This window comes from Sphingomonas sp. BL-S-29 (assembly GCF_055521495.1).
Map to the genome: position 1 here is coordinate 5,015,420 of NZ_CM145482.1, position 18,123 is coordinate 5,033,542.

Sequence of the window (18,123 nt, forward strand, 5' to 3'; positions counted from 1 at the left end):
CATCCCGGCGAAGGCCGGGATCCAGCATAAAAGGAGCCGCCAGTGCGGCTCGTCCTCGCTTCCACTTCTCCGCGCCGCCGCGATCTGCTTGCGCGGCTCGGTGTCGAGCCGGCGCGCGTCGCCGACCCAGCCATCGACGAGACCCCGCTGCCCGGCGAGGCGCCGCGCGTCCATGCGCCGCGCCTGGCCGAGGCCAAGGCGCGCGCGGTCGAGCGAGGCGGGGGCGAGATCGTGCTGGCCGGCGATACGGTGATCGCGCTCGGCCGGCGTATCCTGGGCAAGGCGGAGGACGAGGCCGAGCTGCGCCACATGCTCGGCCTGCTTTCCGGACGCCGCCATCATTGCCTGACCGCGGTCTGCGTGATCGACACCGCGGGCAAGGCGCGCACCCGCCTGTCCGACACGATCGTCGCGTTCAAGCCGCTGACCGAGCGCGAGGTCGACGCCTATGTCGCCAGCGGCGAAGGGCTGGGCAAGGCGGGCGGCTATGCCATCCAGGGCCGGGCCGAGGCGTTCGTGCGCTTCCTGTCAGGTAGCCATTCGGGCGTGATCGGCCTGCCTTTGTTCGAGACCCGCGCGCTGCTGATCGCGGCGGGCATGCCCCTTGGTTGAGTGCCCCTCCATCGAATGGCTGTACGAGGCCGGGATCGGCGAGGCGCGCGCCGCGCTGGTCGAGGACGGCGCGATCGTCGAGGCGCGGATCGAGCTGGATGACGGCGCGCTGCGGGTCGGCGCGGTGCTCGCGGCCCGGCTGGTCGAGATCACCGTCAAGGGCCGCGAAGGGCGCGTGACGGTCGAAGGGGGCGAGGCGGTCCTTTCCCCACTACCGATCGGCATCACCCAGGGCGCGGCGCTTACGGTCGAGATCGTGCGCGAGGCGATCCCGGAGGCAGGCCGCGCGAAGCTCGCCAAGGCCATGCCCGCCGAAGCGGGCGCTGCCCCTGCCCCCGCGCCGGACCTGCTCGCCCGGATCACCGCGTCGGGGCACCCGGTGCGCACCCTGCGCGCGCATGAGCCCGACGCGCTGGAAGCCGCGGGCTGGTCCGAAATACTGGAGGAAGCGCTGACCGGCGAGATCGCCTTTCCCGGCGGCGCGCTGCGCCTGTCGCCGACTCCCGCGATGACGTTGTTCGATGTCGACGGCTATCCGCCGCTGGAGACGCTGGCGGTCAATGCGGCGCGTGCAGTGGGCGCGGCGATCCTGCGGCATGATATCGGCGGCTCGATCGGCATCGACTTCCCGACGATCGAGGGCAAGGCAGCGCGCCAGGCAGTGGCGGCGGCGATCGACGCGGCACTACCGTTGCCCTTCGAGCGTACCGCGATGAACGGGTTCGGGTTCCTGCAGATCGTGCGGCGTCGTTCACGGGCATCGCTGCCCGAACTGCTCCGCGCCGACCGGGCGGGGGCCGAGGCGCGCGCGTTGCTCCGCACGATCGAACGCACCCCGCCACCGGGCATGCGGCACCACAAGGTTCGTCCGGGCGTTCTGGCCTGGCTGACGGCGCGGCCTGCGCTGCTCGCCGAACTAGCGCGTCGCACCGGCATGAACCATGATTTCGAGGCGATCTGATATGGCGAAGAACGACAAATGCCCGATCTGCGGCAAGCCCGTGTCCCGGGAGCATACGCCGTTCTGCAGCCGCGGCTGCCGCGACCGCGATCTGCTGCAATGGCTCGGCGAGGGCTATCGCATTCCCGCGGGGCCCGCCGATCCGGAAGAATCATCCAGTGCCACAGCCGGGCTGGACAGCGCCAACGACCGCGATTAAGAGGCCCGCTCTTTCCGGCGCCCATCAGGCGCGCCGGCCATGCCCGGGTAGCTCAGTTGGTAGAGCATGCGATTGAAAATCGCAGTGTCGGCGGTTCGATCCCGTCCCCGGGCACCACTCCTAGCTATCCGTCGCGCTGCAGGATGATGCCCAGTTCCTCGACGTCGAGATCGCGTTCGAGATTGTGCAGAACTTCGTCCTCGATCAGCCCGGCGCGGTGGATGCGGATCAGTTCGGCGCGCCCGGCGGCAAGGCCGATCAGCACGACGTCGAAATGCGTGCGGATACCCACCATGAACGAATCCGCGTCCGCCGCGTAGCGCTGGATCATGGCGAGGCGCTTGCGAGATTCCTCGAGCAGCTTCGGGTGGATCAGGGTGCCGTCCGGCGCAAAGGCATGCGCCTCCACTGCCTCGGTCCGGGCGCGGACGATGGCGGCTTCCGATGCGGCCATGCTCATTTTCGCGGGCGGATCCTTGTCGACCGGACCGACCCATCGGATCAGCCAGCCGAGACTCGCGCCCTGGATGACCACGGTGGCGAAGATCACGGCAAAGGCAGTGACGAGCATCAGGTCCCGGCCCGGCATCGATTCGGGCAGGGTGAGCGCCACCGCCAGCGTCACGACGCCGCGCATCCCCGCCCAGCTCAGCACCGTCGCCTGCCGCATGCCGAGCGGGCGCGCGCGCTTCCACCCCAGCTCGCGCAGCGCGACGAGCACCCCGTCGCCGCCGAAGATCCAGACGAAGCGCGCCGCCGTGACCGCCAGCACCACGCCGAGCACGGGGACGGCCATCGTCGTCGAGACTGCCGCGATGCCGCCGACCCGGTCCAGTACGCCGCGGAGCGTGAAGCCGACCAGGATGAAGACCAGCGCTTCCAGCACGAACACCAGGGTCTGCCAGAAGGCGCCGCCGCGCAGCCGGACCTGTGCGGGCAGGAGGATATGCTGATACCAGCCAAGCACCAGGCCGGCGACGACCGTCGCGATCACGCCGGACACATGCGCCGCCTCGCCGGCGATATAGGCGACCCAGCACATCAGCGTGTTGGCGAGGATGATCAGCGTCTGATCTTTCAGGCGCCGGACCGCGACCATCCAGACCCCCGATACCAGCAGGCCGGCAATGACACCGCCAAGCGCGAGGAAGAGGAAGTTCGATGCCGCTGCGGCGGCGTTGAACGCACCGCTCAGCGTCGCGGCGACGGCGAAACGGAACAGCACCAGGCCAGTCGCGTCGTTGAGCAGGCTTTCCCCTTCGAGCAACGCGGACAGGCGCCGGGGAAGCGTGACGCCCTGCAGCACCGCGCGGGCGGATACCGCATCCGGCGGCGACACGATCGCACCGAGCGCAAAACAGGCCGCCCATGGCAGGGTCGGGACGAGCCAGTGGACGACGACGCCGACGACCAGCGTGGTGAACATGACCGCGCCGACGGCGAGCGACAGGATGCCCGGCAGATGCTGCCGGAACCTGCCCAAGGCGGTGTAATAGGCACCGTCCATCAGCAGCGGCGGCAGGAACAGCACCAGCGCCAGCTCGGGATCGAGCGTGACCGGGGGCAGCCCGGGCACAAAGGCAAGCAGCCCACCGCCCACGAGCAAGGCAGTGGCCGATGGGAGGCCGACGCGCCGCGCGGCCCAATGCAGCGCGACAACCACGGCGAGCAGAGTCAGGATAAGTTCGAAGGTTTCGACAGGGTGCATCGGCTCTCCCGCACATCACCAGACCGATGCGCCGGTGTGGCATGGTTGATCCGGTTCCCACTGTGCCATTGCGCGCCGGCGGGAGCAAAGCCGGAAGCGGTCATGCCACCTGCCTTCTTCGCCCCGGCATCGACGGCGCCGCGATCAGCGGATAACCTTCCCGCGTCAGGCGATCGCGGACCAACCGCGGCGCCGGCGCGCGACGACACCGCCGATGCGAAAGGGAGCGATTGGCAGGGGAAACAGGCATTCCGGACCGTCCGGGCGAACCGGACCATGGCGGACGCAATCTCACCGGCAGGATAGTGCATGATCTCGGCCGCGCCATCGTGACCGAGCAATATTCGAGAGGCTCGCCCTTCCCGGTCGAAGCGGAGCTGTGCCAACGCTTTGGCGCGAGCCGACCGGTGGTGCGCGAAGCCGTGAAGATGCTGACGGCCAAGGGCCTGCTTATCGCCCGACAGCGCAAGGGGACGCTGGTCCAGCCCGAGGCGCGGTGGAACCTGCTCGACCCCGACATCCTCAAATGGATGCTCGAGCGGGATTTCTCGATCGACCTGCTGATCGACTTCACCGAAATCCGCATCGCGATCGAGCCGCGCGCCGCGGCCCGCGCCGCAGAGGGCGCGACCGGGCCGCAGCGGCGGGCGATCGTGCGCGCGATCGAACGGATGTTCGCGGCGGAACGTGGCGAGGAGGACTCGCTCGCGGCGGACATCGCCTTCCACACCGCCGTGCTGGAGGCGAGCAACAACCGCTTCATGCGGCAGTTCACTGACCTGTCGGAGACCGCGCTGCGCTTCAGCATCCGCCAGACCAACGCGTACAAGGGCGTGACCCGCGCGAGCGCGATGGAGCACAAGCTGATCGCCGACGCGATCGTCGAGGGCGATCCGCGGCGCGCGGCGCGACAGATGCGCAGCCTGATCCAGGCGGCGCTCGACCTGCTGCTTCAGGCCGCGGGGCACCGACCCTTTCCGGAGATATGATCGCCGCGGTGACGGCAAGACGTCATAATGAACGAGGCGATGCCGCTTAATATCGGACGGTGGCCGTAAAAGATTCGAGTCGTCGCCAATGCTGAAATTCGCTAATATCGCGCCTCCATTTGCCGCTCTTCGGCACCGTGGGGGAGGACAATATGACATCGATCTGGAATCGTCTTGCGCTGTTGCTTGCAACGCTTTGCGCAACGTCGCTTTTCTACGCTGCGCCGGCGTCCGCGCAGGCGACGCGCACCTGGATTTCCGGCGTCGGGGACGACGTCAACCCGTGCAGCCGCACCGCACCGTGCAAAACCTTCCAGGGCGCGATCGCGAAGACGGCCGCGGGCGGTGAGATCAACTGCCTCGATCCGGGCGGCTTCGGCTCGCTGACGATCACCAAATCGATCTCGCTGGTGTGCGACAATACCGAGACCGGCGTGCTGGTGGCGGCGACCAATGCCTTCATCATCAACAGCACGACCGCTGTCGTCCATATCAGCGGCTTCGATTTCGAAGGCCTGGGCCAGACCGGATCGGCCGGCGTGAACGGCATCTATATCCTGAATGCCGCCGCGGTTCATGTGCGCAACACGAAGATTCGCGGGTTTCGTAACGGCTATGGGGTCAATTTCTCGCCGGCCAACGCCAGCGGCCAGCTGTTCCTCGACAATGTAACGATCTCCGAATCGGGTGTCGGGGGCAACGCGAACACCGGCGGTATCCTGGTCAACCCGGCCGCCGGCTTCTCGGCAAAGGTGACGATCAGCAACAGCCTGGTGTCCAACAACACCAATTTCGGCCTGAAGCTGGACACCACCGGAATCGTCGGCTCGTCAATCAACGCGACCGTCACCAACACCGTCTTCTCGAACGACGGAACGGGCGTGCTCGTCACGAGCCCGGTCAACACCGGCACCTCGCAGCTGTTCCTGCGGGACTCGGTGGTGACGCACAACGTATCCTACGGCATCATCGCCAGCGGACCCGGTTCCACGGTTCGGGTGGGCAACACCTCGATCACGGATAATGCGACCGGCATCGCGATGTTCAACACGGCGATGAAAAGCTATGGCGACAATTATCTCGACGGCAACACGACCGACGGCGCGTTCACCGCACCGAACCTCGCGAAGAAGTAACGGGCGTAGATACCGGCACTCGCCCTGGGGGCGGGTGCCGGCCTAGAGGATGATGCGGAACAGCGCGCCGCCAGCGCGGCCGTCGCCGATGTCGATCGAGCCGCCATGCGCCACCACGACCTGCCGGGCGAGGTTCAGCCCGACGCCGGTGCCCTCGGCCCGGGTGGTGAAGAAGGGCAGGAAGATATCGCGGCGCAGATTCTCCGGCACGCCCGTGCCGCTGTCCTCCACCTCGATCCAGACACGGCCAGCGACATGCGACAGCGACAGCCGGACCCAATGCTCGTCGGTGCCGCGATGCGCCGCCTCGGCTGCGTTGCGCAGCAGGTTGATCAGCACCTGAGCCAGCAGATCGGGATCGGCGTCGAGCGTGACGTCCGCCTGCACCTCGAGCGTCAGCGGCACATCGATCCATTCGGCGGCGAACAGCTTGGCCAGCTCCGCGGCAAAGGGTCCGGCGTCGAACCGGCGGCGGCGCAAGGTCGGCGCGTGCGACACGGCACGATAGCTGTCGATGAAGCGGCGCAGCCCCTCGGCACGGCGCGATAGCGTGGTCACCGCGACGCGCGCGTCCGGCACGTCGGGCGGTTCGGCATCGAGCAGCATCTCGGCGGTGCCGGCGAGCGAGGTAACCGGGGTGAGCGAGTTCAATATCTCATGCGTCAGCACGCGGACGAGATCGGTCTGGGCGGCCATCTCGACCGTGTCGAGCGTGCCCTGGACAGGTTCGACCGTCACCGCACGGATACGCAGGCCGAGGCGTTCGAGCGAGGCCGAGCGGACGATCGCGCGCTGCGGCCCGCCAGGCATGCGCAGGATCAGCAGTTCCTGCCGGGTCTCGCCATCGACCTCGAGCCGCGAGGCGAAGGTCTCGCCATAGATGGCATAATCCTGCGGCCGGACGCCCTGGTGCCGGCTGAACAGCCGCCGCGCCGCCTTGTTGGCGGGGGTCACACCGTGCGCCGCGTCGATCGTCAGCAATGCCACCGGCATGTCGTCGACCAACGCCTCGAGATAGCGCATCTCGCGCGCCGAGCGGTCGCGCTCCTCCTGCAGCCCGCGCATCGCGGCGTCCATCGCCCCGCCCAGCTCGCTGAAGCCGGCACCGCCGCGCCCGTCGAACCTTGTGGCGAAATCCTTGCTGTTCAGCGCCTCGACGAAGCGCGCGACGGTACGGTTGGTGCGATCGACGTGATTCCACAGCCCGCCCGCCGCGGAGAGCACGATCAGCCCGGCGACGATGCGCGCCGCGCCCAGCCCGTCGACCTCGAACGACCAGATGAACCCGGCCAGCGCGACGAGCAGCGCGCCGATCCAAAGACCCAGGGTGAGCGTGAAACGGCGGTCAAAGCCCATGCTTCTCCATCCGCCGATAGAGCGCCGCCCGCGACAGGCCGAGTTCGGTCGCCGCCATGGATATATTGTAGCCGTTCTTCTTCAGCGCCTCTTCCACCAGCCGCCGCTCGACCTTTTCCAGATTGAGCTCCGACGCGGCCGGCGCGACCACCGCCTCGGGCGCGACGCGCGGCGCCGAGGGGGCGCCGAGCGGGAAATCCTCCGCTTCGAGCGGTGCATCGCCCGCCAGGATCACGGCGCGCTCGATCGCGTGGCGCAGCGCGCGGACATTGCCCGGCCAGTCATGCGCGGAAAGCGCCGCCCGTGCGCCCGCGGTCAGCTCGGGCGCGGGACGGTTGTAGCGGCGGGCATAATGATCGAGGAAATGCGTGACGAGCGCCGCCACGTCCTCGCGCCGGTCGCGCAGGGGCGGCAGCTCGATCTCGACCGTGTTGAGCCGGAACAGCAGATCCTGCCGGAAATGCCGGTCGTCGCGCAGCATCTGCGGGGTCATGTTGGTCGCGGCGATCACGCGGATATCGACAGGGATGGGACGATTGGCACCGACCGGCGTGACCTGGCGCTGTTCGAGCACGGTCAGCAGCTTGGGCTGCAGATGCAGCGGCAAATTGCCGATCTCGTCGAGAAACAGGGTGCCGCCGTCCGCCGCCTGGATGCGGCCGATACGATCGGCCCGGGCATCGGTAAAGGCGCCCTTCACATGGCCGAACAATTCGGAATCGATCAGCTCGGTCGCGATCGCACCGAGATCGACCGTGAGCATCGGCGCACGCGCGCGCAGCGACCTGGCGTGAAGCTCGCGCGCGACGATCTCCTTGCCGGTGCCGTTTTCGCCCAGCACCAGCACGTTCGCCTCGGTCGGGGCGGCACGGGCGATCAATGACTGGACGCGCGCCATGGCGGGCGACTTGCCGATCAGCGGGGTGCTGGCGCCAGGCTTGGTGTCCGTGATCGCGACCACCCGCGCCTTCTCCACCGCGACCGCGCGGCGCGAGCGGCGGAGCGAGGCAGCGGTGCGCACGGTGGCGAGCAGGCGCTCGTTCGACCAGGGCTTGGACACGAAATCGGTCGCGCCGCGCTTCATCGCCTCGACCGCGACATTCACCCCGGCATGCGCGGTGATCATCACCACCACCAGTTCGGGATCGATCGCGAGCAGCCGGTCGAGCCAGGCCAGCCCTTCCGCCGCATCGGTCGCGCCGCGCGCGAAATTGGCGTCGAGCAGGACGACGTCGGCCGACCGGCCGGCGATCGCGGTGATCGCCTCGTCGGGCGCGCGCGCCGTCACCACCTCATTGAACAGGCCGCGCAGCAACAGCCGCGCGGCGGTCAATATATCCTCGTCGTCGTCCACCACGACGCAGAGATCGAAGTCCGCCGATTTCCCCATTGACCGCTCCCGTACAATCCGCGTGCGAATTCGGACAGTCAATTTCCGTGCCAGGATTGTCCTCCCGGTCACGAACCCCCGTAAATCCGCCAGTTTCCGCATTTGGCACGCGCCATGCTGAACGGATCATTGCCAATCCGGCACATTCAAGGAGAAGACCGATGAAACTCACTTTCACCCCGCAGATCCTCAGCGCCATGGCCGCGATCGCCATCACTACCTGCCTGACCATCGCGTCGTCCGCGCCCGTCGTGACCGTCGCCTCGATCGTCAGCGGCCAGATCGCGTGACCGGGACTCGCGTCCGGTTCCGGACGGCACTGTCCGGAACCGGACACTCGGCCAAGGCCTGACCCGCGATGTTCCGCGATATCGAGGCTGGCACGCCGCTTGCTGAGCATGGCCCGACCAGGGGAGCACAGATGAGTGTCGTACGCATGAAGGGTGACCAGCCGGGCGGAGACCGCCCGGTCACGGGTAGCGGGATGGACCGCGCGGTCGAGACGAAGAAGCTCTCGACGCGCACCAAGCTCGCGCTTGGCGGTGCATTGTTGTTGGTCGCCATCCTCGCCTTCTGGTTCTTAGCGCCGCGCGGCGGATCGCAGACCGTCGCCACCGACCGGCTGACCATCTCGCCGGTCCGCACCGGCCAGTTCGAAGACTTCATTCCGCTCCGTGCGCGTGTCACCCCGCTCCTCACCGTCTATCTCGACGCGATCGAGGGCGGCCGGGTCGAGAAGGTGATCGCCGAGGACGGCGCCAGCCTCGCCAAGGGCGAGTTGATCGTCGAGCTGTCCAATGCCGAGCTTCAGCTCTCCACGCTCGCCCGCCAGACCGAGGTCGAGCAGCAGATCAACAATATGCGCAGCCAGGAGCTTGCGCTCGCCCAGACGCGCCTCGCCAATGAGCGGTCGCTGATCGACGCCGATCTCGCCGCGACCAAGGCGCGCCGGCAATATGAGCGCGAGCAGCCGCTCGCCGCGCGCGGCTTCGTCTCGGGTAAGCAGTTCAACGATACGCGGGACGAATATATGTCGGCGCAGAAGCGCATGGACGTGACCCGCCGCAGCCAGGCGACCGACGAGCGGCTGCAAGGCAGCCAGCTCGCGCAGCAGCGCGCATCCGCCGCGTCGATGCAATCGAGCCTCAAACTCGCCCGTGCCAATCTCGACGCGCTCAACCTGCGTGCGCCGGTCGCCGGCCAGCTGTCGGGCTTCTCGATCCAGGTCGGCCAGTCGCTCCAGCGCGGCGAGCGGATCGGCCAGATCGACAGCCCGGGCCGCAACAAGCTGATGGCGGGCGTCGATGAATTCTATCTCGGCCGGGTCCAGCTCGGCCAGAAGGCCAGCGTCGAGTGGAACGGCAAGACCTTCGCCGCCCGCGTCACCAAGATCTATCCGCAAGTGCAGAACGGCCAATTCCAGGTCGACCTGCAGTTCCTCGGCACCGAGCCCGCCAATATCCAGCGCGGCCAGACGATGCAGGCCAAGCTGACGCTCGGCGACCCCGCCCCGGCGCGGCTGATCCCGGCCGGCGCCTTCTACAACGAGACGGGCGGCAACTGGGTGTTCGTGGTCTCGCCCGATGGCGGCAGCGCGGTGAAGCGCCCGGTCCGTCTGGGTCGCCGCAATCCGGATTCGATCGAAGTGCTCGAAGGGCTCGACCCCGGCGAGCGCGTCATCACCTCCCCCTATACCGGTTTCGCAGACAAGGACCGTCTCGACCTGACGGCCAAAGGAAAGGACTAAGCCATGCTCGAAATGCGCGCGCTTTCGCGGACCTACCGCACCGACACGATCGAGACGACCGCGCTCGACGCGATCGACCTCGATATCGCCGACGGCGAGTTCGTTGCGATCATGGGCCCGTCCGGCTGCGGCAAATCGACCCTGCTCAACCTGATGGGCATGCTCGATTCGCCCAGCAGCGGCTCCTATGTGTTCAACGGGCAGGAAGTCGCCGGCCTTGGCGAAAGCCGTCTCGCCGAAGTGCGCAAGGCCAATATCGGCTTCATCTTCCAGAGCTTCAACCTGGTCGACGAGCTGTCGGTACGCGAGAATGTCGAGCTGGCGTTGCTCTATCACGACGTGCCCGCCGCTGAGCGCAAGCGCCGTACCGACGCCGTGATGGACCGCGTCGGCATCGCCCACCGCGCCCGCCACCGGCCGAGCCAGCTCTCGGGCGGCCAGCAACAGCGCGTCGCCGTCGCCCGCGCGCTGGTCGCCGAGCCCAAGCTGATCCTGGCCGACGAGCCGACCGGCAACCTCGACACCAATCACGGCGACGAGGTGATGCGCATGCTGCAGCAACTGAACGCGGAAGGATCGACCATCGTGATGGTCACGCACTCCCCGGCGCATGCCGATTATGCCAGCCGCGTCGTCAACATGCTCGACGGCCGCATCCTGCAGCAGCACCGCCGCGCGGCCTGAACGACACGGGGAGGCTCAGGGGATGTGGCGCAACTATCTGCTGATCACGCTCCGCATGCTGGCGCGGAACCGCGTCTATGCGGCGATCAACATCGGCGGGCTCGCGCTCGGGCTCGCCGGTTGCCTGCTGATCCTGGGCTATGTCCAATATGAGCGCAGCTACGATAGCTGGCTACCCGACAGCGCCCGCGTCCATCAGATCCAGACGACGATCCGTCCGCCGGCCCAGGCCATCGTCCATACCCAGGCGAGCCCGTTTCCGCTTCACGACAGGCTGGCTGGCGGCTTTCCGCAGATCGAAGCCATTACGTCAGTCTCCTTGGGAAAGACCGTCACCGAGCATGACGGCCAACCGATGTTCATCGACGTGATCACCGTCGACCCGGAGTTCTTCCAGGTATTCGCCTTGCCCTTCGCCCAGGGCTCGGCGGCGACCGCGCTCCGCGACCCCCATACGGTCGTGCTGACCGAGCGCGAGGCGATCCGCCAATTCGGCACCGCCGATGCGCTGGGCAAGCGCTTGAGCCTCGGCGCCGGGCCGGGCAAGCGCGACCGTCGGGTCAGCGGCGTGCTGCGCGACCTGCCGCGCAATACCAGTCTGAAGCTGGGCATCGTCGTCCGCCGCGATCCGGGCCAGAGCCCGGATCGCGGCTGGGGCAATTTCAACCAGCAGCATTTCGTCAGGCTGCGCGCCGGCGCGGACGTCGCGGCGGTCAATGCCGGGCTCCCCGCCTGGGAAAAACGCGCGATCGAGCCCGAGACGATCGACGGCAAGCCGGCATCGATGGCCGATCTCATGGATTTCACGCTGGTGCCGATCGAGCAGGTCCATCTGGGCGCGGCGCAGGAAGCAGCGATGATGCCCGGCGGTGACCCGCGTTCGCTCGCGACCTTCGCGATCGTCGCGCTGCTGACGCTAGGCATGGCGGTGATGAACTTCGTCAACCTCTCCACCGCGCGCGCCACGCAGCGCGCCCGTGAAGTGGCGCTGCGCAAGGTGCTGGGCGCATCGCGCGGTCAGCTGATCGGCCAGTTCCTGGGGGAGAGCCTGATGCTGGCGGCCTTCGCGATGCTGTTCGCGCTGACCATCGTCGAGCTGGCGACTCCGTGGATCGCGGCCTGGATCGGCGCGGATCTCCACATCCAGTATCTGGGCAAGGGCGGCATGCTGTGGCCCGCACTGGGGCTGTACGTCGCGACCGGGCTGCTGGGTGGCCTCTATCCGGCCTTTTATCTCAGCCGTTTCCAGCCCGCCGCCGTGCTCCGCGCCAACAGATCCTCGGTCGAGACGCCGGGCAGCGGCCGGTTCCGCGCCGCGCTCGTCCTTTTTCAGTTCGCCATCGCGATCGGGCTGATTGTCTGCACCTCGGTGATCTATTCCCAGACGCGTTATGTCGAGGCAGTCGACCCCGGCTATCGCCGCGACGGGCTGGTGCAGATCGCCAATGCCTGGCGCTTCACCCAGGGCTCCGAATATGAGGCCGCGCGCACCGCGATGCTCGCCATTCCCGGCGTCACCGGCGTCGGCCGCACCGGGCTTGGACTCGCGTCGACCGACAAGCCCGTCCGGCTGATGCAGGCGTCGGGCGCCCCCGACCATGTCTCGATGGGGTTCTACGGCATCGACACCCAGTTCCTGCAGACGATGGACATCAAGCTGCTCGCCGGCCGCCTGCTCGGCGATCGCGTCGCCGCCGACCGGATCGCCGGCACGACCCCGAACGACCTCGCCGCGCGGGGCATCAACGTGGTGATCAACCGCTCCGCCGCCGCCAAGCTCGGCTATCGCTCCCCCCAGGCAGCGATCGGGCAAGTGGTGCGGATCGCGTTCGACGGATGGGTGATGGTCCCCTCGACGATTGCCGGCGTCGTCGAGGATACGCGATTCCGCACCGCACGGGATGCGATCGAGCCGATCGTCTATGCCTATGATCCCGAGCACACCGACCAGGTGCTCGTCCGCTATGCGGCCGCGCGCCCGGGCGATGTGATGGCGGCGCTGAACAAGGTCTGGCGCAAGTTCGAACCCGAAATTCCGTTCGAGGCGCGCTTCGCCGACGACATCGTGCGCGAGCTCTATGCCGCCGACCGCGCACGCACCGCACTGTTCGCCGCGTTCTCGCTGCTCGCGATCGTGATCGCCTGTCTCGGCCTCTACAGCCTCGCCTCCTTCGCCACCGAGCGGCGCACCAAGGAGATCGGCATCCGCAAGGTGCTGGGTGCCAGGGTGCGCGACATCGTCCGCCTGCTCGCCTGGCAGTTCTCCAAGCCCGTGGTGCTCGCCAATCTCGTCGCCTGGCCGGCGGCGTGGTGGGCGATGCGCGACTGGCTCAACACCTTCGACACGCGGATCGCGCTGACGCCCACTCCCTTTGCGCTCGCCGGCCTGATCGCGCTCGCCATCGCGCTGGCGACCGTCGCGGGCCAGTCGATCCGTGTTGCCCGCCTCAACCCCATCCACGCCCTCCGTTACGAATAGGACAAGGACATGTGGCGCAATTACATGACCGTCGGCATCCGAGCGCTCGCCAAGAACCGCGCTTACGCCTTCATCAACATCGCCGGCCTGGCGCTGGGCATCGCCGCATGCCTGCTGATCCTCGGCTTCGTGAAATATGAGTTCAGCTACGACAGCTGGCTACCCAATGCCGACCGCACCTATGAGCTGCAGGATTTCTACCATGCGACGCCCCAGGGCGGCGAGGACATGAAGCTGCAGGTGACGAGCTATGTCTCGGGCGTCGCGCTGAAGAAGGATTTCCCGCAGGTCGAGCATGCCGTCTACGTCAAGAACACCGATGCGGTGGTCATCAAGGACGGGCAGCCGGCCACTATCGACGACGGCGTGTTCACCGATGGACCGCTCTTCTCGGTGCTGGAAATGCCCTTCATCTATGGCGATCCGGCGCATGCGCTCGACGATCCGCATGCGATGACGCTCAGCCAGACCCAGGCGAAGAAGCTGTTCGGCGCGGGCAATCCGGTCGGCCGGACCGTGACCCTGACCGCCGGCGACATGACCGCGGACTACCGGATCACCGGCGTGTACCGCGACCTGCCGAAGAACACGTCGCTGGCGATGAACATGATCGCGCGCTTCGATCCGGGTGCTTTTTTCGCCCGGGTGCCGTCCGTGCTGACGAGCTGGAACAGCCAGGGCGGCAATTATTTCGTCCGGTTGAAGCCCGGCGCCGATGTGAATGCGATCCATGCCGCGCTCCCGGCCTGGGAGAAGCGCAACATCCCCGACGAGAATGACGGCAGCCGCAAATATAATGCTGGCGACGACCAGGACTGGAAGCTGGTCAATGTCCGCGACATCCATCTTGGCGCGGGGCAGATGGCGTCGATGCGGCCCGGCAATGATCGCGGCACGATCATCACCTTCGCGATCATCGCGCTGCTGATCCTCGCCATGGCGTGCGTGAACTTCACCAACCTGGCGACCGCCCGGGCGACTCAGCGGGCCCGCGAAGTAGCATTGCGCAAGGTGCTCGGCGCGACCCGGCGGCAGCTCATCACCCAGTTCATCGGCGAATCGATCCTGCTTGCCGCGATCGCGATGCTGGTCGCGCTGGCGCTGGTCGAACTGGCCCTGCCCGCCCTCAACGCCTTTCTGAAGGCCGATATCGAGCTGCGCTATTTCGCACTCGACGGGCTGATGCTGCCGGTGATCGGACTGACCCTGCTCGTCGGACTGGCGGGCGGCGTCTATCCAGCGCTGGTGCTGTCACGCTTCCAGCCGGCGCGCGTGCTCAAGGCGAACAAATCGGCAGCCGATGCGGAAGGGTCGGGCCTGCTGCGCAACGTGCTGGTGGTCGGCCAGTTCGCGGTATCGATCGGCCTGATCATCTGCACCGCGATCGTCTATTCCCAGACCGTCTATGCTCGCACGGCGGACGCTGGCTACAAGCGCGACGGCCTGTTGCAGGTCGGCAATATCGCCCGCCCCCAGGTGGACCGGGTCTCACGGTCGCTGATGGAGGAAATCCGGCGGATTCCCGGCGTCACCTCGGCCGCGCGCTCGACCATATGGGTCAATCCGGGCAATAATTCGGTGACCACGGTCAATTTGCCGGGCAGCACCAACCCCGTCGCACTCGGCATCTACGGCGTCGATCCCGACTTCTTCAAGACGATGGGCATCAAGCTGGTCGCAGGCCGCACCTTCTCCGAGAACCAGCCGCGCGACGACGCGACCACGCCCCAGCCGGCGGTTCCCGAGGCGGAGCGGGCGCTGGTCCAGCGCGGCGTCAACATCATCCTGAGCGAGGAGGCAGCGCGGCGGCTCGGCTTCACCGATCCGCAGACGGCGCTGGGCAAGACGGTCATGACCGGCATGACGCTGGCGGAATATGGCCAGGTGCCGGCAACCGTGATCGGCATCGTCAGCGACGTGCGTTATCGCTCGGCGCGCGATCCGCTTCAGCCGATCTTCTATTTCTATCAGACCAACACTTTCTACAGCATGGCCGTGCGCTTCCAGGGCGTGGCGCCCAAGGCAGTCTATGACCAGATCGAAGCGATCTGGAAGCGCCAGGTTCCCGACATCCCGTTCGGCGCCAAGTTCGTCGATGACGTCGTCCGCGACCTCTACAATGCGGATGAGGCACGCGCCCAGCTGTTCGGCATGTTCGCGATCCTGGCGGTGGTGATCGGCTGCCTCGGCCTGTTCGGCCTGGCGTCCTTCACGGCGGAACGGCGCACCAAGGAGATCGGCATCCGCAAGGTGCTCGGCGCACGGACGCGGGACATATTAAAGCTGCTGGTGTGGCAGTTCAGCCGGCCGGTGCTGATCGCTAACCTGATCGCCTGGCCGGTCGCCTGGTGGGTGATGCGCGGGTGGCTGAACGGCTTCGACACGCGGATCGCGCTGACGCCGGTGCCGTTCCTGCTCGCCGGGCTGCTGGCGATGGTCATCGCGATCGGCACGATTTCGGCGCACGCCTATCGCGTGGCAAGGACGAGCCCGATCCGCGCGCTGCGCTACGAATAAACGGGACGTCGCGGCAGGCTCTTTTCCTCGGCCTGCCGCGGCACCATCCTAGAGGGAAGCGACGAACCCCGCCATGAAGCGCGCGAGCTTCGCGCGTACGGCATCGTCGATCAGGTTACCTTCGGCATCGAAGGCCTGACCGGCGCCGGACACCAGCAGCCTCTGCCCGGTCCAGAGTTCGGTGCCGAGCGTACGCAGGATCGGCAGCCAGCCATTTTGCGACAGGATCGTGCCGAAATTGCCGGGCGAGGCACCAATCATGGCGACGGGCTTGCCACCGAACACGCGCGCGACGTCCGAGCCGGGCCGCGACATCCAGTCGATCGCGTTCTTGAACACGCCCGGCACGCCATTGTTATATTCGGGCGTGACGAGCAGCAGCCCGTCCGCTTCGGCCACCGCGTCCTTGAGCAAGGTGACCGCGTCCGGGATGCCTTCCGCCTCGACATCGGCATCATAGAGCGGGACGCCGGCGATCGAGTGGATCGCCAGCGCCGCGCCCTCGGGCATGGCATCGCGCGCTGCCCGCAACAGGCCGGCATTGAAGGAATGCCGTCTCAGGCTTCCCGAAATGCCGACCAGCCGCAGTCCCATCAACGCTTGCCGTCGACGAGGCGCTCGATGCCCAGCGGATTTGCTTCCCGGAGTGCTGCGGGCAGCAGGCCGTCCGGCAGATCCTGGTACGACACCGGGCGCAGGAAGCGGTCAATCGCCTTGCTGCCGACCGAGGTCGAACGGCCATCGGCGGTCGACGGATAAGGACCGCCATGGACCATGGCATGCGCCACTTCCACGCCAGTGCCGAAGCCGTTGACCAGGATGCGGCCGACCTTGCGCTCGAGATGCGGGATCATCTTCGCTGCCTCGGGATGATCCGCCTCGACAATGTGGATCGCCGCGGTGAGCTGGCCTTCGAGATGGTCGACGACATTGGTCACCGATTCCAGATCGGCGCAGCGCACGATCAGCGAGGCAGCGCCGAAGATCTCGTCCTGCAGCTCGTGATGCGTCAGGAAATCTTCCGCGCTGGTCTGGAACAGGCCGGCCTGGCCCTGGCAATGATGACCCGGCTTGCCGCGCGCGACCGTCTCCACCGTGTTGTGGCTGCCGATCGCCTCGACGCCGGTCTGGTATGCCTTGGCGATACCCGGGGTGAGCATGGTCGATGCCGGCATGTCGCCCAGCGCCGCCGCCGCCGCCGCGACGAAGGTATCGAGATCGGGGCCGTCGAGCGCGAGGATCAGGCCCGGATTGGTGCAGAACTGGCCGGCGCCAAGCGTGAGCGAGCCGACGAACGCCTTGGCGGTCGACTCCGCCTTCTCCGCCAGCGCGTTCGGGAACAGCACGACCGGGTTGATCGAGCTCATCTCGGCATAGACCGGGATCGGCTCGGGACGGTTCTGCGCGATCTTCATCAGCGCGGTGCCACCGCCGCGCGAGCCAGTGAAGCCCGCCGCCTTGATGCGCGCATCGGCGACCAGGCCCTGGCCGATGGTGCGGCCCGAATCGAACAGCAGCGAGAAGACTCCTTCGGGCAGGCCGCACTGAGCGACGGCGTCCTTGACCGCGCGACCGACCAGCTCCGAGGTGCCGGGATGCGCGCTGTGCGCCTTGGTCACCACCGGGCAGCCCGCGGCGAGCGCCGACGCCGTGTCGCCGCCGGCGACCGAGAAGGCGAGCGGGAAGTTGGAGGCGCCGAACACCGCGACCGGGCCGATACCGATGTTGCGCAACCGCAGATCGGGCTTGGGCGCGGGCGCACGGGCCGGATCGGCATGGTCGATGCGCACGTCGAGATAATGGCCGTCGCGCACGACCTGAGCGAACAGGCGGAGCTGGCCGCAGGTGCGCCCACGCTCGCCCTCGAGGCGGCCGCGCGGCAGGCCGGTTTCGGCCATGGCGCGCACGATCAGATCGTCGCCGATGGCGATGATGTTGTCGGCGATGGTTTCGAGGAACTTGGCGCGATCCTCGGGCGAGGTCTCGCGATAGGTGTCGAACGCCGCGTCGGCGAGGGCGCAGGCAGCATCCAGGTCTTCGAGCGTGGCGCCGCCGAACGCGGGCTCCATCGGCTCGCCGGTCTCGGCCTGGACCGCGCGGATCTCGCCCTGGGTACCGCGTACGGCACGCGCGCCGATGAACATTTCGCCGTTGATGGTCATGCTGATCTCCTTGGCCGCTTCCGCGGTCGGTTCGGGGTGTAAATAGTTACGGTTGCGGCGCGTTCGAGGGGCGGGGAGCCCTGAATCGCCTTTTGCCTCTAAATTCCGTGCCGCGATCCGGACCAGCGGCGCGGCTCGCCTGTGCCGTGGCCGGTGTCGCGGTGTCAAAGCCCTTGTTCGATC

The 18,123-nt window shown here is 67.4% G+C and carries 15 protein-coding genes and 1 tRNA gene; 11 read left to right on the forward strand and 5 right to left on the reverse strand.

All coding sequences use genetic code 11. The features are described from left to right. The first annotated feature begins 42 nt into the window (after positions 1-42). The 4 genes from ACZ1I2_RS23680 (at position 43) to ACZ1I2_RS23695 (ending at position 1,889) form a co-directional block, all read left to right on the forward strand. Positions 43-612 carry a Maf family protein gene (locus ACZ1I2_RS23680; protein ID WP_465171757.1) on the forward strand — a complete coding sequence of 190 codons (570 nt, stop codon included), beginning with the start codon at positions 43-45 and terminating at the stop codon, positions 610-612. Then, entirely contained in the window at positions 605-1,573 is a 969-nt protein-coding gene (locus ACZ1I2_RS23685; RefSeq protein ID WP_465171756.1) for a ribonuclease, read from the forward strand. The genes ACZ1I2_RS23680 and ACZ1I2_RS23685 overlap by 8 nt, the downstream gene beginning before the upstream one ends. A 1-nt stretch (position 1,574) precedes the next feature. Next, positions 1,575-1,772: a DNA gyrase inhibitor YacG gene (locus ACZ1I2_RS23690; RefSeq protein ID WP_465171755.1), complete on the forward strand. Its 198-nt coding sequence runs from the start codon at positions 1,575-1,577 to the stop codon at positions 1,770-1,772. 41 nt (positions 1,773-1,813) lie between these two features. Beyond that, positions 1,814-1,889, forward strand: a tRNA-Phe gene (locus ACZ1I2_RS23695). Between the two features lie 7 nt (positions 1,890-1,896). Here the strand turns inward: ACZ1I2_RS23695 and ACZ1I2_RS23700 are convergent. Beyond that, positions 1,897-3,480, reverse strand: coding sequence for a Na+/H+ antiporter (locus tag ACZ1I2_RS23700; protein ID WP_465175600.1), 1,584 nt, complete (start codon positions 3,478-3,480; stop codon positions 1,897-1,899). 230 nt (positions 3,481-3,710) lie between these two features. Here ACZ1I2_RS23700 and ACZ1I2_RS23705 point away from each other — a divergent pair, with 230 nt between their 5' ends. After that, positions 3,711-4,469 (forward strand): FadR/GntR family transcriptional regulator, encoded by a 759-nt coding sequence (locus ACZ1I2_RS23705; RefSeq protein WP_465171753.1) that lies wholly within the window; start codon positions 3,711-3,713, stop codon positions 4,467-4,469. 152 nt (positions 4,470-4,621) lie between these two features. Further along, on the forward strand, positions 4,622-5,605 hold the full coding sequence (locus ACZ1I2_RS23710; protein WP_465175599.1) for a right-handed parallel beta-helix repeat-containing protein: 984 nt from the start codon (positions 4,622-4,624) through the stop codon (positions 5,603-5,605). A 42-nt stretch (positions 5,606-5,647) separates the two neighbouring features. On the opposite strand, the gene ACZ1I2_RS23715 is transcribed toward ACZ1I2_RS23710, so the two are convergent. Next, positions 5,648-6,961 carry a sensor histidine kinase gene (locus ACZ1I2_RS23715; RefSeq protein WP_465175598.1) on the reverse strand — a complete coding sequence of 438 codons (1,314 nt, stop codon included), beginning with the start codon at positions 6,959-6,961 and terminating at the stop codon, positions 5,648-5,650. Continuing rightward, on the reverse strand, positions 6,951-8,351 hold the full coding sequence (locus tag ACZ1I2_RS23720; RefSeq protein ID WP_465175597.1) for a sigma-54-dependent transcriptional regulator: 1,401 nt from the start codon (positions 8,349-8,351) through the stop codon (positions 6,951-6,953). Before ACZ1I2_RS23720 ends, ACZ1I2_RS23715 begins: the two co-directional genes overlap by 11 nt. Positions 8,352-8,512: 161 nt before the next feature. Here ACZ1I2_RS23720 and ACZ1I2_RS23725 point away from each other — a divergent pair, with 161 nt between their 5' ends. The 5 genes from ACZ1I2_RS23725 to ACZ1I2_RS23745 all read left to right on the forward strand — a co-directional run bounded on the left by ACZ1I2_RS23725 (position 8,513) and on the right by ACZ1I2_RS23745 (position 15,778). Continuing rightward, the gene (locus ACZ1I2_RS23725; RefSeq protein ID WP_465171749.1) at positions 8,513-8,641 is read left to right on the forward strand and encodes a hypothetical protein; all 129 of its coding nucleotides are present in this window, start codon (positions 8,513-8,515) and stop codon (positions 8,639-8,641) included. Positions 8,642-8,772: 131 nt separating this feature from the next. Then, entirely contained in the window at positions 8,773-10,098 is a 1,326-nt protein-coding gene (locus ACZ1I2_RS23730; RefSeq protein ID WP_465175596.1) for an efflux RND transporter periplasmic adaptor subunit, read from the forward strand. A 3-nt stretch (positions 10,099-10,101) separates the two neighbouring features. Next, positions 10,102-10,782 (forward strand): ABC transporter ATP-binding protein, encoded by a 681-nt coding sequence (locus tag ACZ1I2_RS23735; protein WP_372857923.1) that lies wholly within the window; start codon positions 10,102-10,104, stop codon positions 10,780-10,782. A 22-nt stretch (positions 10,783-10,804) separates the two neighbouring features. Next, the gene (locus ACZ1I2_RS23740) at positions 10,805-13,261 is read left to right on the forward strand and encodes an ABC transporter permease (protein WP_465171746.1); all 2,457 of its coding nucleotides are present in this window, start codon (positions 10,805-10,807) and stop codon (positions 13,259-13,261) included. A gap of 9 nt (positions 13,262-13,270) precedes the next feature. Next, the gene (locus ACZ1I2_RS23745; RefSeq protein WP_465175595.1) at positions 13,271-15,778 is read left to right on the forward strand and encodes an ABC transporter permease; all 2,508 of its coding nucleotides are present in this window, start codon (positions 13,271-13,273) and stop codon (positions 15,776-15,778) included. A gap of 48 nt (positions 15,779-15,826) precedes the next feature. On the opposite strand, the gene ACZ1I2_RS23750 is transcribed toward ACZ1I2_RS23745, so the two are convergent. After that, entirely contained in the window at positions 15,827-16,372 is a 546-nt protein-coding gene (locus ACZ1I2_RS23750; RefSeq protein WP_465175594.1) for an NADPH-dependent FMN reductase, read from the reverse strand. After that, positions 16,372-17,940 carry an aldehyde dehydrogenase (NADP(+)) gene (locus tag ACZ1I2_RS23755; RefSeq protein ID WP_465171743.1) on the reverse strand — a complete coding sequence of 523 codons (1,569 nt, stop codon included), beginning with the start codon at positions 17,938-17,940 and terminating at the stop codon, positions 16,372-16,374. Before ACZ1I2_RS23755 ends, ACZ1I2_RS23750 begins: the two co-directional genes overlap by 1 nt. Between the last annotated feature and the right edge of the window lie 183 nt (positions 17,941-18,123).

Excerpts from the sequence above, each read along its gene's own strand:
- ACZ1I2_RS23700 (WP_465175600.1), bottom strand. The coding sequence starts at position 3,480 with ATGCACCCTGTCGAAACCTTCGAACTTATCCTGACTCTGCTCGCCGTG.
- ACZ1I2_RS23725 (WP_465171749.1), top strand. The coding sequence starts at position 8,513 with ATGAAACTCACTTTCACCCCGCAGATCCTCAGCGCCATGGCCGCGATC.
- ACZ1I2_RS23750 (WP_465175594.1), bottom strand. The coding sequence starts at position 16,372 with ATGGGACTGCGGCTGGTCGGCATTTCGGGAAGCCTGAGACGGCATTCC.
- ACZ1I2_RS23715 (WP_465175598.1), bottom strand. The coding sequence starts at position 6,961 with ATGGGCTTTGACCGCCGTTTCACGCTCACCCTGGGTCTTTGGATCGGC.
- ACZ1I2_RS23720 (WP_465175597.1), bottom strand. The coding sequence starts at position 8,351 with ATGGGGAAATCGGCGGACTTCGATCTCTGCGTCGTGGTGGACGACGAC.
- ACZ1I2_RS23740 (WP_465171746.1), top strand. The coding sequence starts at position 10,805 with ATGTGGCGCAACTATCTGCTGATCACGCTCCGCATGCTGGCGCGGAAC.
- ACZ1I2_RS23735 (WP_372857923.1), top strand. The coding sequence starts at position 10,102 with ATGCTCGAAATGCGCGCGCTTTCGCGGACCTACCGCACCGACACGATC.
- ACZ1I2_RS23690 (WP_465171755.1), top strand. The coding sequence starts at position 1,575 with ATGGCGAAGAACGACAAATGCCCGATCTGCGGCAAGCCCGTGTCCCGG.
- ACZ1I2_RS23755 (WP_465171743.1), bottom strand. The coding sequence starts at position 17,940 with ATGACCATCAACGGCGAAATGTTCATCGGCGCGCGTGCCGTACGCGGT.
- ACZ1I2_RS23730 (WP_465175596.1), top strand. The coding sequence starts at position 8,773 with ATGAGTGTCGTACGCATGAAGGGTGACCAGCCGGGCGGAGACCGCCCG.
- ACZ1I2_RS23710 (WP_465175599.1), top strand. The coding sequence starts at position 4,622 with ATGACATCGATCTGGAATCGTCTTGCGCTGTTGCTTGCAACGCTTTGC.
- ACZ1I2_RS23745 (WP_465175595.1), top strand. The coding sequence starts at position 13,271 with ATGTGGCGCAATTACATGACCGTCGGCATCCGAGCGCTCGCCAAGAAC.